Consider the following 16,200-nt stretch of genomic DNA (forward strand, 5'->3'; position numbering starts at 1 on the left):
AATGAGACCTCTGTTTGTATATCTCTTATCTTTATTATTCCTAATGTCTAATCGGATCTTTACTATTGAAATCGTTTATTTAAACTTAATATCAAATAGATTATTATTACATATAGCTTACATTGGATAATATCTGTCGGGAAGATTTATTTGTTTGTCAAGGTTGAATAGTTTAGTCTAAAAGTTTCTGGGATATTTATAAATCCAGATTCTCCCAAGTATCGCAAAGCGCTTGCATAGATGGTAATAATAAATTAGCTCCCGAATCCAGTAAGACCTGTCCATCCAGAGGACCAGTATTTACTGCGATAGTGAAGATTCCAGCTTTGTGTCCGGCTTCCACTCCCAAAGGCGCATTTTCTACTACAACAGCTTCGCTGGCTTTTATACCTCCCTTCTTTAGAGCCATCAAATAGGGTTCTGGATCAGGTTTTCCATATTTTACATCAAATGCTGTAACCATCAATTCTTTATGAAACATTCCCGGAAAGTTATGTTCCAATCTGTCAAGTAATGAAAGCTGACCGGAACCTGTTACTACCATAGTGATTAGCCCTTCTCTCTTGATCTTTTTCAGCAATTCCCATGCACCAGGCATACGTTCTGCTTCCGGATGAGTATTGAATAGAATGCTCTTTTCTTTATATATTTTTTCTATCTCTTCTTGAGAAGCTTCTCTTCCCAGTTCGCGTTGAAACACGATGTTTATCGTAGCGGCACCTGTTCGTCCTTCATGCATATATGCTTCTTCACGACTGAGATTGAGACCATGTGATTTCATTACCTGATGCCAAGCTTCGGAGTGGTAAGGCATGGAATTAAAAAGTACGCCGTCCATATCGAATAGGACGGCTTTTATCTTTTTTTTCATAATTTCTGATTCGATGAAAATCTGGTAATATTTATTTGTTTTTCAATATTTCTTCCAGTTCGGGTACAGTGACAACCACATCATATTGAGTATCGGATTGATTGCCGATATATCTATAAACTATATTTCTATTACAATTGGTACAATATTTTATGAATAGTTGCGTAGGTTGAGATTGGTTTGATAACTCTTTTATAATACCTTGCTTCGCTACGTCATGATTTTCTTCTATTAAATTGATATCATACGCATCTTCATCAACACGACATAAATAGATAACCGATTCATTACTAAGCAGTATTTTTTCAATTGTAATTTCTTCACTCGCTTTTGACGGAAACTGTAAGTTCGCCATTTCTATTTGTGTTTTCAGTTTTGTCAGGTCGCTTTGTGATGAACTGATATCAGTATTAAGAATTTCTTTCAACTCTTCCGTTGTAAGTTCACATTCCACCTTATCACCTGAGTCTTTGCTATATATATCATTTTTAGTCCGGCATTACATTTTATAACAAGATCCAACAATGCTTTTACATCTTTTGTCGGATTCTGGAACATGATAGTCATAGATGACTTCAGGCTTTCCGGATGCTCTTTCAATGTTTTGATATTGGTGTATACTTCGTCCACATTGAAAGTGTACACTACGTTTTGACCATCATATACAATACTGGTGATTTTACCAAACTCACCCATTTCCACAGGACATTGTTTGTTTGCACTTTCAATTGCCACTTTTAATTTGATATCTTGGCAACTGGTCGTTATCATAATCAGCAGTGATAAGCTGAAGAATAACATTACTCTATTGGATCTCTTTAATAAATTCCGCATAGTTCTATTAATTAGAGTTAAGTATTTTTCGAAGCAAAGTTAAGTGTAGCAAAGATAGATATAAAAAATGAAAGATCGGGTAGAACAGAGCAATAAGAGTACTACAAGTAAGGGCCTTGGAGGATAATTTATGTGATTATTTGCCGTTTTGAAGATTATATGTATTTTTGTAACCTAAAAAATCTTTCAATAGCATGAAGAAGAAAGCATTATTTCTGTTGCCATTGTTTTTTTACGCTTGCTCTGATAGTGTGGAAAGTCCTGTTATCAAAATTCAAAACTTGTATATAAAAGTAGATCCAAAGGCAGAAGAAACAGCGAGAGAAGACTATGCAAACCGAATGGATGAAATTCCTGCTTTAAAAGTAGGTGATAAAATAGAAGCATTCTTGTCGTTGGATGGTAACGGAGCTGAACTTAAAAGTTTTAAACTTCAGAATGATGCTGAAGTAAAGACAGAACTTCATTACAAAAAAACAGAAGTTTCTACAGAGGGAAATCTGACGGATGCAGAAAAGGGGCAGTTGCGCTTTAAAGATGGAGTAACAAAAACAAATGTACTGGTACAGGTCACTGTTGAGAAGGTCGAATCTAACGGAGATGTACAAGTAACTTTTTATTTGTCGTCAAAGGCGGAGTGTGAAGGTGCTCAGGAAATGATTGGTCTGAAAATAAAAGAAGATAAAAAAGATGAATAATAAGTTTTAAAAAGCGTCTGATAAATTATAAATAATGAACGGTGAACAACTATGCGGACTGCATGATGTTCACCGTTCATTGTGTTTATAGGTTTACTGTTAAATTACAGTTTTGCCTGAATCGCTTTTGATTCTTCCTCGTATCCTGGTTTGTTGAGTAATGCAAACATATTCTTTTTGTATGCTTCAACACCCGGTTGGTTAAATGGATTTACTTCCAATAGATAACCGCTGATACCGCAAGCTTTTTCGAAGAAATATAGTAATTCACCAATATTGTATTCACTCAATTCAGGGAGAACGATGCGCATATTAGGAACACCACCATCTACGTGAGCTAACTGAGTTCCCAATTCTGCCATCTTGTTTACTTCGTCTACTCGTTTTCCAGCAAGGAAATTCAGACCATCCAGATTTGCTTCGTCAAAAGGTACTTCCAATTTATGATCTACCTTTTCTACGGAGATTACAGTTTCGAAAATCGTACGTTCACCTTCCTGAATCCATTGTCCCATAGAGTGAAGGTCTGTAGAGAAATCTACAGATGCAGGGAAAATGCCTTTATTATCTTTACCTTCAGATTCTCCGTATAACTGTTTCCACCATTCGCTTACATAGTGAAGTTTCGGGCAGAAGTTTACTAAGATTTCAATCTTCTTACCGCTCTTGTATAGTTCGTTACGAGTTGCCGCATAAATCGCAGCAGGGTTCTTATCAAACGGAACGTCACAACCACAAGCTTTTTCCATTTCAGCAGCACCGGCCACTAATTTTTCAATGTCGAATCCAGCAACTGCGATTGGCAACAAACCAACCGGAGTCAATACGGAGAAACGTCCGCCCACGTTGTCGGGGATAATGAAAGTCTTATAACCTTCTTTATCGGCAGTAACACGTGCAGCACCTTTCTTAGCATCTGTGATAGCTACAATAACCTTCTTGGCAGTCTCTTTACCGCGTTGGTCTTCGCATTGTTTTTTCAACAGACGGAAAGCAAGTGCAGTTTCGGTAGTAGTACCTGATTTAGAAATATTGATAACACCGAATTTTTTGTCTTTCAGATATTCAGTAAGTTCAAACAGATAATCTTCACTGATGTTGTGTCCGGCATAAATCATGATAGGAGCCGTTTTCTTTTCCTGCAACCAAGTGAAGCTGTTAGACAATGCTTCGATTACAGCACGTGCACCCAAATAACTACCGCCAATACCTGCAACAATTACTACTTCGCAGTTATCTTTCAAAACTTGTGCTGTAGCTTTCAAGTCGGCCAGATGTTCTTTGCTGATAGAAGAAGGAAGATGCAACCATCCTAAGAAGTCATTTCCTTTTCCTGTTCCTTTTTCCAACATTTCTTGTGCGGCTTTTACCTCAGTTTCGTAGGCGAAAACCTTTTCTTTGGAGATGAATCCAAAAGTTTTTTCAATATTCAAGCTAATCATAGTTATATTTATTTAGTAGTGACTACTACTTATTATTGTCATCTAAAAGAATCCGTTAGCAATTTTATTTCGATCATCGGTGAGATTCGTTCATACAAGATATTATAAACAGCGTCCAGAATTGGCATATTGACATGATGATGTTTGTTGATCTCCTTGATACATTTTGTACCGTAGTAACCTTCTGCAATCATTTCCATTTCAATTTGCGCACTCTTTACAGAATATCCTTTGCCGATCATAGAACCAAACGTCCGGTTGCGGCTAAAGTTAGAATAACCCGTTACCAGCAAATCTCCCAGATAAACAGAGTCGTCTACATTTCTGTTCAATGGATGAACGGTATTTAGGAAACGATTCATTTCCTGAATGGCATTTGATATTAATACGGCTTGAAAGTTATCTCCGTATTTTAAACCGCTACAAATACCGGCAGCGATTGCATATACATTTTTCAAAACCGAGCTGTATTCTATTCCTGCTACGTCGTCGCTTACAGAAGTCTTGATAAAACTGCTTCCCAGACGGCGACCGAAAATACGGGCTTTGTCTTTATCCGGGCAAGCAATAGTCAGATAAGAAAGGCGTTCAAGCGCTACCTCTTCCGCATGGCATGGTCCTGCCAATACAGCAATATTTTCTGGTGGTACACCATATTCCTTAGTGAAGTATTCCGATACGATTACGTTGTCATCGGGTACGATTCCTTTGATAGCGGTGATAATGAATTTGTCCTTGATCTTCGTCTTCAACTTTTTCAGATGCGCTTTCAGATATGGAGAGGGGGTGACGAAAATTAGCGTATCTGATTCCTTCACAATATCATTGATATTAGAACTGAAATTGATACGCTTCATGTCAAACTTCACACCTGTCAGATAGGCCGGATTATGTCCCAATCTCTTAAAATCAGCAATACGGTCATCTCGTCGCATATACCAATTGATAGAATCTTCCTGAGCCAGACACATTTTTGCGATTGCTGTAGCCCAGCTTCCTCCGCCCATTATCGCTATCTTACCGGGTAGTTTCATTTCTATGAATTAAGAATTTAAGAATGAAGAATGAAGAATTGTGAATGAAAAACCGGAGCGATTCTTCATACTCAATTCTTCATACTCAATTTATTTAAGTTTATTAATCCATTCGGTTACTTCATTCACGGTTGGATTGGTCAATTCTAGTTTATACTTCTTATTGATACCGCAAATGTCTTGATGCAGCTTTTGTGGATTAACATCCTTCATGTCTTCTACTGTGTTGTAACCGGCTTTCTGGATAACCTGAACCCAGTCTTCTGCGATACCCAGTTCCATATATTTAGCGGCAGAATCTTTCTTTACTATTTTCTCCGGACGCATTTGCGGGAAGAACAATACTTCCTGAATAGTAGTCTGTCCCGTCATCAACATAACCAAACGGTCAATACCTATACCGATACCTGATGTTGGTGGCATACCATATTGCAAAGCACGTAAGAAATCCTGGTCGATAATCATAGCTTCGTCATCTCCCTTGTCAGCCAGACGCATCTGCTCTTTGAAACGTTCTTCCTGATCGAGCGGATCATTTAACTCGGAATAAGCATTGGCAAGTTCTTTACCATTCACCATTAGTTCGAAACGTTCGGTCAATCCCGGTTTGGAACGGTGCATCTTGGTTAATGGAGACATTTCAACAGGATAATCGGTGATAAAAGTAGGCTGGATATAAGTTCCTTCACAAAATTCACCGAAGATTTCGTCAATCAGTTTGCCCTTACCCATGGTCTCGTCAATCTCCTCCATTTTAAGTTCCTTACAGATCTGACGGATCTCTTCTTCATTTTTGCCATTCAGATCATATCCGGTTTTTTCTTTAATTGCATCCAAGATAGGAAGGCGGCGATATGGAGCTTTAAAATTGATTGTCTTTCCGTCGATAACGCTTTCCGTACTTCCGTTCACAGCAATACAAATACGTTCCAACAGTTTTTCTGTGAAATCCATCATCCAGTTATAGTCTTTATACTGTACGTAAAGTTCCATACAAGTAAATTCCGGATTATGGTTCTTGTCCATACCTTCATTACGGAAATTCTTTCCTATTTCATAGACACCTTCAAAGCCACCTACAATGAGGCGTTTCAGGTAAAGCTCAGTTGCAATACGCAGATAAAGGTCTACATCCAATGAATTATGGTGAGTGATAAACGGACGTGCACTTGCTCCACCGGCAATAGATTGCAGAATAGGAGTTTCTACTTCCGTATAGCCCGCTTCATCTAATGCTTTACGTATCGTTTTCACTACAGTAGCACGTTTTTCGAATGTTTCTTTAATACCATCATTAACGATCAGATCGACATATCGTTGGCGGTAGCGGAGTTCCGGATCTTCAAAAGAGTCGTAAGCAACCCCGTCTTTGTATTTTACAATCGGTAGCGGTTTGATAGACTTGGCAAGAACAGTCAGTTCCTTTGCATGGATACTGATCTCACCCATTTGCGTACGGAACACAAAACCTTCGATACCGATAAAGTCACCTAAGTCGAGCAGGCGTTTGAACACCGAGTTGTACATTTCCTTATTTTCTCCCGGACAGATATCGTCACGTGTGATATACACTTGGATACGTCCTTTAGAATCCTGTAATTCGATGAACGAAGCTTTACCCATCACACGACGGCTCATGATACGACCCGCTACAGAAACCTGGCGCGGTTCTTCTTCGTCTTTGAATTCAGATTTTATGTCTGTAGAGAAAGCATTGGTTACATACTCTGCGGCAGGGTAGGGTTCAACTCCCATTGCACGAAGTTCATTCAAACTATTACGTCGAATGATTTCCTGTTCACTTAGTTCTAATATATTCATTTCGTTATGTATTAACTCAATTTTGGAGGCAAAAATACGAAACTTTTCTCATATATCCTGTAATCTGTCTCTTTTTTGTATCTTTGCAGCTTCAAAGTAATAGGTATGACAGGACAAAAGACACCCACTGCGCTGGGGACAGAAAAGATTGGAAGGCTTTTAATGCAGTATGCTATTCCGGCAATTATCGCCATGACAGCATCTTCTCTTTATAACATGGTAGATAGTATTTTCATTGGGCATGGTGTGGGAGCAATGGCTATTTCCGGGTTGGCTTTGACTTTCCCGCTAATGAATCTTGCCGCAGCTTTCGGTTCATTGGTAGGTGTGGGAGCAGCTACACTGGTTTCGGTGAAACTAGGACAGAAGGATTATGACACTGCCCAGCGGGTATTAGGGAATGTGTTAGTTTTGAATATCATTATAGGATTGGCATTTACCGTACTGGCCCTTATTTTTCTTGATCCGATTCTTTATTTTTTTGGTGGAAGTGAGGCTACAGTTGGATATGCGCGCGATTATATGGTGGTGATATTGCTTGGTAACGTAGTCACACACCTTTATCTGGGATTAAACGCAGTACTGCGTTCTGCCGGCCATCCTCAGAAGGCCATGTATGCGACGATTGCTACAGTAGTCATTAATACCATTCTCGATCCTCTTTTTATTTATGGTTTCGGTTGGGGAATACAGGGAGCAGCTATTGCTACTATTACAGCACAGGTGATTGCACTAAGTTGGCAGTTTAAGTTATTCAGTAATAAAGAAGAACTATTGCATTTTCACCGAGGGATATTCCGGTTGAAAAAGAAAATCGTATTTGATTCTTTAGCGATAGGTATGGCTCCTTTTTTAATGAATTTGGCTGCCTGTTTTATCGTTATTCTTATCAATAAAGGACTGAAACAATATGGAGGAGATTTGGCAATTGGAGCTTTTGGCATAGTCAATCGGTTGGTCTTTCTGTTTGTTATGATTGTGATGGGCTTGAATCAGGGAATGCAGCCGATTGCTGGTTATAATTTTGGAGCACGGCAATATACGCGTGTGACAAGAGTACTGAAAATAACAATTTATGCGGCAACGGCAATTACTACTACCGGTTTCCTAATGGGAATGCTGATTCCCAATCTGGCAGTCTCTATTTTTACTACTGATGGAGAGTTGATTCGTATTTCCACGAAAGGGTTACGTATTGTGGTAATGTTCTTTCCGATTGTTGGTTTTCAGATGGTGACTTCTAACTTCTTTCAAAGTATTGGTATGGCAAGTAAAGCGATCTTCTTATCAGTTTCGCGTCAGGTCCTTATTTTGATTCCTTGTTTATTGATCTTACCTCAATTCTATGGGCAAGAAGGTGTGTGGATGAGTATGCCTATTTCTGACTTGATTGCGAGTTTGATTGCAGGAATTATGCTGTGGTGGCAGTTCCGTCAGTTCTCGTTGGTAAGCAGTAAAAAACATTAAGAATTTAAGGATGTAATAACTTATCTTTCTTGCTTTTCTCAAACTTTTCTCATACTTATGAGAAAAAATACTCATCACACTGAGAAAAAATACTCATTACTATGAGAATATCTTCTCACTGTAATGAGAAATAATACTCATTGAGGCGAGACTTTTCTTTAGTCTACCAATCGTATTTTTCGATGTATTTATCGTATACAGGTTTGAACTTAATTCCGTGTTTTAAGAAGATATCAGCAATCTGTTCTTGCTCTTTCGGATGTAGTAATCGTTGTTTATTGCGGATACGATAATACATACTACGTCCCATCAGTGAGTACATTTCTTTATGTATGGCAATGGCTGTAACATGTGGGATGTTATCCAGCAAATGATCTATCCCGGAGGCAAAAAGGGAAATGCAAAATGAGCTGAAGTAAGAACAATTAGTTTCGTTGCCTATAATGTGACTTGGATTGACTGCCGTGTAATAAGGGACGTCTTGGCTGATACAGAGTGTAGCCTGATAGCGAAGGCATTTGTTACGGCGTGGACACTTGTTGTGATTACAGTATAGATAATTCTTGGGAATGTCATTATAGTTGATCTTTTTTTCCATGATTTTAGAATTCTTTTATAGTTTGTTGTTGTTAAAAAAAGAATCGTATCTGTTTATATCGACAAAGGTAATAAATAATTCTGGTCAGGAACAAAGGTTTCATTTAAACTGAGGAAAAAATCAATTTCTTTTTTGGGTAATGCAACAGAGATAATAAAACGTCTGTTAATAAATTGTGGCTCATATCTGTAAATCTCGTGTACGTGGTCCGGATACTTAGAGATTAAGTGCCATCCAGTTATGAAAAAAGCTGTTTGGGTATATCAACTTTTATTTTATTGCATTTTTTTATTTCAACGAATGCCACGTTACTCGGAATTCTGTCTTTCAGTATTTCTACTTGTATGATGATTAGATCAGAATGCATTCCGTTATGGTATTTTATACTGGCTTTTACATTCTTGTTAGTTTGAATAATAGGGCTACAATATGGTGTTCGTCGTTGATACTTTTGCCAATTTAATACCTTTATTGTGTGTTACATTTGGGGGTATGAAGCAGGATTTACATAGAAAATATGGCTAAGAAAATAGTTTATAGTTCTATTTGTTGGTAAAGCTGTTCATATTGATTGTTTCCACTTCCTTATTTGCATCCATCACAAAAAATACTTAAATTTATAACGTCTTAAATTAATCATTATGAAAATTGTACAGATCTTTTAGACAGCAAACAAACCGTTGTTGGAGAACGGATTTGGATGGCCTCATCCGCAGTATCACTTGATGTCATGGGCGTTAAGTTGTCTGAGTCTGCGTGAAAACTATAATAACGTAGTCTTTTATACAGACAGCAATGGTTATAAAGTCTTTATAGAGTTGTTGAAACTACCTTATACAGATGTAGTGGTTCAATATGACGATCTGCTATGCCCCGACATTCATTGGGCCTTATCCTAAGATACTTACTTATTCTTTACAGAAAGAACCTTTTATTCATGTGGATGGCGACGTGCATCTTCCTCATTGGCTGGACGATTCCATAGAATCCGGGGCATTAATTGCTCAAAACATAGAGATGGGCAGTCAATATTATAAGAATATGATGAACGATATTTTGCGGAGTGATTACCGTATGCCGGATTTTTTGCACAAGGCTTTGGAGCGTGATGTCATCCTTTCTTATAATGCCGGTTTTCTAGGTAGAAACGATCTTGATTTTATACAGGAGTACTGCCGGATTGCTTTTCAGTTTATAGATGATAATGGCTTGCGTAATTTCCATAGCCGGAATCTTAGTGTGAACAATAATCTCCTTATGACTATTTTAAAATTGAAATAATAATGAAACATATTATATTGTTGTTTGTATTATTGTCATTGTCCTGTGGCAATAGGAACAATAAAGAAACAAATGTAAATGATAATAGAGAGCAGCAACTTGCCACTTTGGAGTCGGAGATGATTAATTTCTTCTAATCGACGTTAGCAAAAAACTATGGAAATCGCTATGCTGTTGATCTGTTTGTAGAAGGTATGAACAGATATAATTTCAATTATCTGTTGGAAGTGGATAAGAAGCAGTTGAAAGAAATCAATGAGAAATTGTATGGAGATGGTTGGCTTTATTCTTACTTTTTAGATAAACAAATGTAGAATGTTAGTAGTTTGGATAAACAGCAAGAATATAACAGGGCACAAGTAGAATTGATGCCGCTTGCTTTAAACTTATTTCCGAAAGATGGCTCTTCTTATTATCGGAAAGAGTTACAACATGCTTCCCATCCGGCAATGAAAGAGGTCGTTAGAATCATAGAAGAGACCAGTGTACCTATTCCCTCTTTGATATGGGGACAACTAAACACTGATAAGCATCGTATTTGTAGTGATTTTAAATCAGACAGAGATATACAGATGTTTTTAATTCTCTATTTCTGGAACTATTTATGTTGTTTTGCCAATATTGACTTTTATACAGGGGAAGATAAAACAGAGTTCGTTATGAAAATGATTAGTAAATAATATGCTTATGTCACTATTTTCTTTAATTAATCATCATTCTCCGAATAAATTATTTCGGATAAAAGGAAGTCCATTCCTTTGCATTGCCATATTGTGTGCTTTCGCTTCTTGTGTCAGTGTGCCCAAAGCAGCTTTAGATATATCAGTGCAATTGGAGCAGCAACTTTATACGTTGCAACAAGCCACTCACAGTATTGTGGAGAAAGCATATCAGGAAAAAGAGAAGTATATAGATAATGTCTGGTATCCCTAATATGTAGAAGATCTGTTTCAACAGCCCGTTATTGTAGAACTTTGGAATGAGGTTGTCCGTACAGACAATTTGGTAAATAGGATGGAGATGATCAAGACATTGACTCAAAGTTGTATGGTTGAATATTTGTCTTGTAAAAAATCATTATAGACACCGATTGAGGAAGAAAAAGCCTCTACATTGAAGAGTCTGAATGAAAACTACGAATTGGCTATCAGGATGAATGTAGCTGTTATGAAGAACATAGCTTCGAGTCAAGCTTTGCAGAATGAATATAAAAGCTATTTGTCTAAAGTGACTTCTCTGGAATGGTTGGACTCAGGTATAGTCTTTTTTTTCAACGTATTGACCAAAAGATAGAGAAGGGAGCAGACAAGTTTCGGGATATCGGTGGGAAGGTGAAGGAGTTTATTGATTATATAAAAGAATAGTACTATGAAATATTCGAAAGAAGAAATAGTCAGAATTGCAGGTATAGGATTATTGTTGAAGGAAATTTCAACAGGCTCTTATAGAGGATAGTGGTATTTACTGTATCGATTCTTGGTATCAAGAAAGAGGTGACATAAGTTGCTTATTCCGATATTCTTTAGGAGAAATTCCTACGTATTGCTTGAAATATTTTCCAAAGAAAGACTGTGTAGGAAAATTCAGTTTAACTGCAATTTCTTTAATACTTAGATCTGTGTTTTCCTACAATTGTTTTGCTTCTGTGATTACCATTTGAATAATCCATTACAGTGCACTGTTTCCAGATTTTTCTTTGATCACTGCGGAGAAGTAGCGGGGAGAAAGGCATTGTTTATCTGCGTAAAAGATGACGTCATGTTTCTGATGATAATATTGGAAAAGAGTGATCATGAAATTCTGAAAGATTTTATCCTTTTTATTTTTTGATTCGGTAGACTCTCACATCCTGTGACGGAACAGAATACTGAAGACCTTTGTGATCAGAAATAACAGGAGTAGAGGTCCATAATTCTTTTCCTTCAATGTGTTTATTAGGGGAGTATCCGATTCTTCTCATGTCCAAACAACCTTCCTTCACAGAAGTAATGTCGAAATTGAAAATGACAATATAAGTGTATTTATTGGTTTCCATCATATACATGCTTTCTGCTTTTTCCGGGCTCTGTGCCGTAAATCCTTCTACTGGATAAAAGGATTTCCCCAATCGGGCAATCTCATTAATCTCTTTGTTGGTGACCAAAGATACTGCTTTTCTTCGAGCTTCTTCACTTCCCGGTATTGAGCCTTTGGTACTGAAATTATCTCCTAGCATGTATATTCCGGTGATGACAGCAGAAGTAATTCTTGCACGATTGGCTCCTTCTTTATAATTCTCGGCTTCTTCCGGTTTATGCAATAAAATATGGTCTGCATCATTAAACGTGTATACGCGATCAAGCCACCAGCCGAAAGACAGGCTATTGAGCATGTAGTTTGTAGTTCCCCAACCTTGCTCGCTCATCGCTCCCCAAGTGTCGCAACTAATTCTACGGGAATTTCCGTATTGAGCCGGAAAAACAGGGGCAATGGACAGAGCCATGAACATATCATTACCACATAATTCAGATAAGTATTTCATTCCTTCATTGTATGCTTGTGTACCTGTAGTAACATCGGGATTATAGAATGAATCGGCTTCTAAAGAGCCGTTATTGATAAAATCTAGTTTTATATAGGTATATCCCCATTTTTTAAACTTTTCTATATAATGCTTCATTCGTGATTTCGTTCCCGGATGGGTAGGATCTACTGCCAGTGATTCTATTTTGCGAGGCTTTCCATTTGCATATAGGTAGATGTCTTTGTATTTCCATTGTTGGTCGGTCCCTTCAACGAAACCATCCGCATTACCAAACCAGTCCGAAAAAGGACACCAATAAATCCCGGCTTTCTGACCATTTTCTTTGCAATGTCGGGCAAAAGCTATTAATTGTTCTTCATTGAAATTATCCCAGAAAGAATCCAGTCCGATATAAATGGTATTGTCATTTTCAAAACTATTGGGTTGTAATTCTAGTTTGATGAAATCGGCAACATCAACAGCTCCCTCGTAATTTACCTTTGTAGCCATGGCGGCCCAACTGTTCCATCCGAAAGGAGTTCCCGAATTCCATTGACGGGGAGGAGTAATCGCTGCATTCATTTCTCCGAATTTTTCCATACCTTTTCGCCAGTCATTGAAATAACCTACAAATATTTGGGGGGATTTCAGCCTTGTTCCCCGAACACTTCCATGTTCTTTAGAAGGACGATCCGATCGATCGCTGATATCGCGGGTTAGTTCATGAGTTATCCCTCCAAAACATTCAAGATGAGTAATATATCGGTCGTTTTCTCCTTGATAGCGGATACCTGTTTTCCAAGTATCATGTTCTACTGAACCGATCACCAATCCATTTCTGCTGATTCCATTGAATATTGCGGTTACTTCAAAGGAAATACCTTCCTCTTTTAATGGAGCGGATAAGTAACTTACGAAAGCATCATTATCATATGGCACACGCAACACTCTATTAGTGGAATCTTGGGGTAAAAAAGAGTTTTTTTCCGAGGTATATACAGGAGCTATATAATTACTTGTTATCTTTTCGTTGGCAGAGCAGAGCCATACTTCAGTAAGAAAATATTCTTTGCTCGAGTAGAAATAGTAATTTTGTTCTATCTTGATATTGGATAGGGGACCGTCAGAGTAGGTGATTGTGTATTTCTTTCCTTTTCCCACCCCATCATTAATTTTCTCTTTTTGGATTTCTGTGGTTTTGAAATCACAACTTCTGATCTCTGTTGTGTTTACCTTTGCTTTTACGAATGTTCCTTTCAGTATATTTTGTCCTTTGTAACTATAATCAATAGTACGGGTGGAAGGCTGATAAGAGATTTCCCAGTTGTTATTTTTGATTTTTTTATTTGCCCCCTGAATTAAAGGGTGGAAACATATCAACAGTAGGAGACTGATTACTAAATATCTGAAACTAGTGGCGAGAAACTTACTCATAGTTGTATTCAATTTATGAAGTGATTATTTAATCTAATTTAGGTATGCCTATAGTTGGAAAAAGACTGATTACAAGGACGCTCGTATTCTACTTAGTGATTGAGGAGTTATCCATAGGTAAGATGCAATATATTTTAAAGGTACATACTGCAATAATTCCGGAGTCTCTTTAATAAGTGTAAGATAACGTTCTTTTGCTCGTGGACTTCCTGTACTGATTAGCCAGTTCTCTTGTCCAATGAATTGACGTTCCATCAGACTAAGTCCCAAATTCGCTAACTCGATGGAAGAAGAAAACAAATTGTTCAGAACTGAACGAGAAACGCAATAAGCTGTACTGTCACACATTGCTTCAATATTGATAAGTGAATAGGCATTATCTACATATCCCCAAACGGAAAAAGCAGCTTCTCCTTCAGAGGCAAACCATATCGTTGTATCTACTCCGTCTTTATGGTAATATCCTCGCCAGATGCCTTTCTTTATTAAATAAAGGTTACTGTTCTTTGTACCTTCTCGTACAATTAATTCTTTTTTGTTGAAATGTACTTCTTCCATGCATTCCAATAAAAGTTGTACATTGGCTTCTGATACTTTGTACTTATTGCAAAGTTTCTCTATAAATATATTCATATTGCAAAGATACGTATCATTGGCGTACAAAAAAATGGTCTATCCGATAAATTTTAATGATAATTTTTGTGCTCCAATTATAGATATCAGAGTAGTAAAAACAAAATTCAATATATGTTTAGCTTATGCTATTATGAAACTCTTATGTGTTATGCAATCTCCATCTTCAGATTTTGCTACTCATTTCTTAATTCGACGATCTTTCAGATAAACTCCGATAATATAGATTGTAGTTAATAACTCTGCTAAAGGCACAGCCAGCCATATACCCGGCACTCCCAAAAAAGGAGGTAATGCGAAAAATCCTATTAACATAAAGATAACTCCCCGGAGAAGCGTAATAATTGTGGCTCTTCTTGCCCGTTCAATACTTTGATAATAACCTATTCCCACCATATTGAATGCGAAGAAGATGTAACCGATTGCAAAATAAGGAATTCCTTTTTCGGCAATCTCAAAAGCTGCGTAGCTACGATCAATGAATAGAGCGACAATGTATTGGCTACAAAGAGCAGTAATCGCGAAAAAACATATTCCACACAGTAAGGCTGTCCGTATGGAAAGATAAAGAGTCTCGCGTACACGTATCGGTAAATCAGCTCCGAAATTATAGCTGATAATTGGTTGGGTGGATTGTGCAATCGCATTATATACCATGAAAATAATTGGGAAGAAGTAGCAGACAATACTGAATGCAGCTACTCCATCTTCTCCCAGATGACGGATGAATACGTAATTTCCCAGAAACATCATACAGGCGATGGAGGCTTCACTGATAAATGCAGAAATACCCAGTTTGATCATATAGCCAATGTTACGTATGGTTAGCAACAGACTTTTTTGGCTCAATTTAATACGGTTAAGTCTAATGTAATGGGAATATCCGGTGAGATAAACAATTGTCATTAGGCTTCCGACGGTAATCCCCAGACTGGTAGCGAACGCAGCACCCATTAATCCCCAGCCGAATTCGAAAATGAAAATATAATCAAGTATGATGTTTAGCACAGCAGAAACTGCATTGCATAACATAGCATAATTGGGTGAACCGTCCAAACGGATGTAGAACATACCAGCATTCAGTAGTACATAAAAAACAAGGAAAGGAACATACCAGATCATATACTCCACTACGTCAGGCATTAGTCTCTCAGAACTTCCGAGTAATCGTGCCAATGGTTCCACAAAATAAAAGCATAGAGCTGACATCACTAATATGATGATTACTGAAACAGCCAGTGCTTGAGTAATATTGATACTCGCCACTTTGCGTTTTCCTTGGGACAGATGAATGGAGGCTACTACCGAAGCTCCAACTCCGAACATCAGTCCGATACCAGTAGTGATCATAAACAGAGGAGCGGTAATATTAACGGCTGCTAATGCATCACTACCTATTCCTTTACCTACGAATATGCCGTCAGTGATTACAAATATAGCAGAGAATACCATTCCCAATACCGTAGGAATCAGTAATTTACGGAACAACTTAGAGATGTCCATGCTACCGAGATCAATACTATCTTTCATACCTTTTTATCTTTTATTATTTTGAAAACGATTGCAAAGGTAGACTGAACAGGT

Annotated in this window: 16 protein-coding genes and 2 pseudogenes; 8 read left to right on the forward strand and 10 right to left on the reverse strand. The window is 37.6% G+C overall.

Going from position 1 to position 16,200, the window contains the following annotated elements; genetic code table 11:
• Positions 1–196 precede the first annotated feature (196 nt).
• Both JCM17102_RS06470 and JCM17102_RS26485 read right to left on the reverse strand, forming a co-directional pair.
• The gene (locus JCM17102_RS06470) at positions 197–871 is read right to left on the reverse strand and encodes an inorganic diphosphatase (protein WP_025074473.1); all 675 of its coding nucleotides are present in this window, start codon (positions 869–871) and stop codon (positions 197–199) included.
• Positions 872–902: 31 nt separating this feature from the next.
• Positions 903–1,705: pseudogene (locus JCM17102_RS26485) on the reverse strand (hypothetical protein).
• A gap of 194 nt (positions 1,706–1,899) precedes the next feature.
• On the opposite strand from JCM17102_RS26485, the gene JCM17102_RS06480 reads away from it, so the two are divergent.
• Positions 1,900–2,403, forward strand: a complete 504-nt coding sequence (locus tag JCM17102_RS06480) for a DUF5035 domain-containing protein (RefSeq protein WP_025074474.1) — start codon at positions 1,900–1,902, stop codon at positions 2,401–2,403.
• 104 nt (positions 2,404–2,507) lie between these two features.
• Here JCM17102_RS06480 and JCM17102_RS06485 read toward each other — a convergent pair whose 3' ends face one another.
• The 3 genes from JCM17102_RS06485 to lysS all read right to left on the reverse strand — a co-directional run bounded on the left by JCM17102_RS06485 (position 2,508) and on the right by lysS (position 6,700).
• Positions 2,508–3,845: a glucose-6-phosphate isomerase gene (locus JCM17102_RS06485; protein ID WP_025074475.1), complete on the reverse strand. Its 1,338-nt coding sequence runs from the start codon at positions 3,843–3,845 to the stop codon at positions 2,508–2,510.
• 38 nt (positions 3,846–3,883) lie between these two features.
• Positions 3,884–4,879 carry an NAD(P)H-dependent glycerol-3-phosphate dehydrogenase gene (locus JCM17102_RS06490; protein ID WP_025074476.1) on the reverse strand — a complete coding sequence of 332 codons (996 nt, stop codon included), beginning with the start codon at positions 4,877–4,879 and terminating at the stop codon, positions 3,884–3,886.
• Positions 4,880–4,969: 90 nt separating this feature from the next.
• On the reverse strand, positions 4,970–6,700 hold the full coding sequence (gene lysS / locus JCM17102_RS06495; protein ID WP_025074477.1) for a lysine--tRNA ligase: 1,731 nt from the start codon (positions 6,698–6,700) through the stop codon (positions 4,970–4,972).
• 105 nt (positions 6,701–6,805) lie between these two features.
• Here lysS and JCM17102_RS06500 point away from each other — a divergent pair, with 105 nt between their 5' ends.
• Positions 6,806–8,167: an MATE family efflux transporter gene (locus JCM17102_RS06500; RefSeq protein ID WP_033886588.1), complete on the forward strand. Its 1,362-nt coding sequence runs from the start codon at positions 6,806–6,808 to the stop codon at positions 8,165–8,167.
• Between the two features lie 163 nt (positions 8,168–8,330).
• Here JCM17102_RS06500 and JCM17102_RS06505 read toward each other — a convergent pair whose 3' ends face one another.
• On the reverse strand, positions 8,331–8,765 hold the full coding sequence (locus JCM17102_RS06505; RefSeq protein ID WP_025074479.1) for a DUF6078 family protein: 435 nt from the start codon (positions 8,763–8,765) through the stop codon (positions 8,331–8,333).
• Positions 8,766–9,448: 683 nt separating this feature from the next.
• Here JCM17102_RS06505 and JCM17102_RS30265 point away from each other — a divergent pair.
• The 6 genes from JCM17102_RS30265 to JCM17102_RS30620 all read left to right on the forward strand — a co-directional run bounded on the left by JCM17102_RS30265 (position 9,449) and on the right by JCM17102_RS30620 (position 11,339).
• Positions 9,449–9,664 carry a DUF6734 family protein gene (locus JCM17102_RS30265; RefSeq protein WP_136498378.1) on the forward strand — a complete coding sequence of 72 codons (216 nt, stop codon included), beginning with the start codon at positions 9,449–9,451 and terminating at the stop codon, positions 9,662–9,664.
• Complete coding sequence (locus tag JCM17102_RS26490; protein WP_025074480.1) at positions 9,621–10,046, forward strand: DUF6734 family protein; 426 nt, start codon at positions 9,621–9,623, stop codon at positions 10,044–10,046. Before JCM17102_RS30265 ends, JCM17102_RS26490 begins: the two co-directional genes overlap by 44 nt.
• A 2-nt stretch (positions 10,047–10,048) precedes the next feature.
• On the forward strand, positions 10,049–10,183 hold the full coding sequence (locus tag JCM17102_RS31340; RefSeq protein WP_262481097.1) for a hypothetical protein: 135 nt from the start codon (positions 10,049–10,051) through the stop codon (positions 10,181–10,183).
• A gap of 189 nt (positions 10,184–10,372) precedes the next feature.
• Positions 10,373–10,726 (forward strand): hypothetical protein, encoded by a 354-nt coding sequence (locus tag JCM17102_RS06520; RefSeq protein WP_025074481.1) that lies wholly within the window; start codon positions 10,373–10,375, stop codon positions 10,724–10,726.
• Between the two features lie 7 nt (positions 10,727–10,733).
• Positions 10,734–10,979: a hypothetical protein gene (locus JCM17102_RS28880; protein ID WP_136498376.1), complete on the forward strand. Its 246-nt coding sequence runs from the start codon at positions 10,734–10,736 to the stop codon at positions 10,977–10,979.
• A gap of 180 nt (positions 10,980–11,159) precedes the next feature.
• Positions 11,160–11,339, forward strand: a complete 180-nt coding sequence (locus tag JCM17102_RS30620; RefSeq protein WP_051572799.1) for a hypothetical protein — start codon at positions 11,160–11,162, stop codon at positions 11,337–11,339.
• Between the two features lie 189 nt (positions 11,340–11,528).
• Here the strand turns inward: JCM17102_RS30620 and JCM17102_RS29520 are convergent.
• The 4 genes and pseudogenes from JCM17102_RS29520 to JCM17102_RS06550 all read right to left on the reverse strand — a co-directional run.
• Positions 11,529–11,873 (reverse strand): annotated as a pseudogene (locus JCM17102_RS29520) (helix-turn-helix domain-containing protein); the annotation flags it as partial.
• Positions 11,866–13,983 (reverse strand): alpha-amylase family protein, encoded by a 2,118-nt coding sequence (locus tag JCM17102_RS06540; protein WP_175551320.1) that lies wholly within the window; start codon positions 13,981–13,983, stop codon positions 11,866–11,868. The pseudogene JCM17102_RS29520 and the gene JCM17102_RS06540, both read right to left, overlap by 8 nt.
• Positions 13,984–14,052: 69 nt before the next feature.
• Complete coding sequence (locus JCM17102_RS06545; RefSeq protein WP_025074483.1) at positions 14,053–14,616, reverse strand: Crp/Fnr family transcriptional regulator; 564 nt, start codon at positions 14,614–14,616, stop codon at positions 14,053–14,055.
• 180 nt (positions 14,617–14,796) lie between these two features.
• Positions 14,797–16,146 carry an MATE family efflux transporter gene (locus JCM17102_RS06550; protein ID WP_025074484.1) on the reverse strand — a complete coding sequence of 450 codons (1,350 nt, stop codon included), beginning with the start codon at positions 16,144–16,146 and terminating at the stop codon, positions 14,797–14,799.
• Positions 16,147–16,200: the final 54 nt, after the last annotated feature.

Origin of the sequence: Bacteroides faecichinchillae JCM 17102, assembly GCF_000614145.1 — a bacterium.
Taxonomy (GTDB): Bacteria; Bacteroidota; Bacteroidia; order Bacteroidales; family Bacteroidaceae; genus Bacteroides; species Bacteroides faecichinchillae.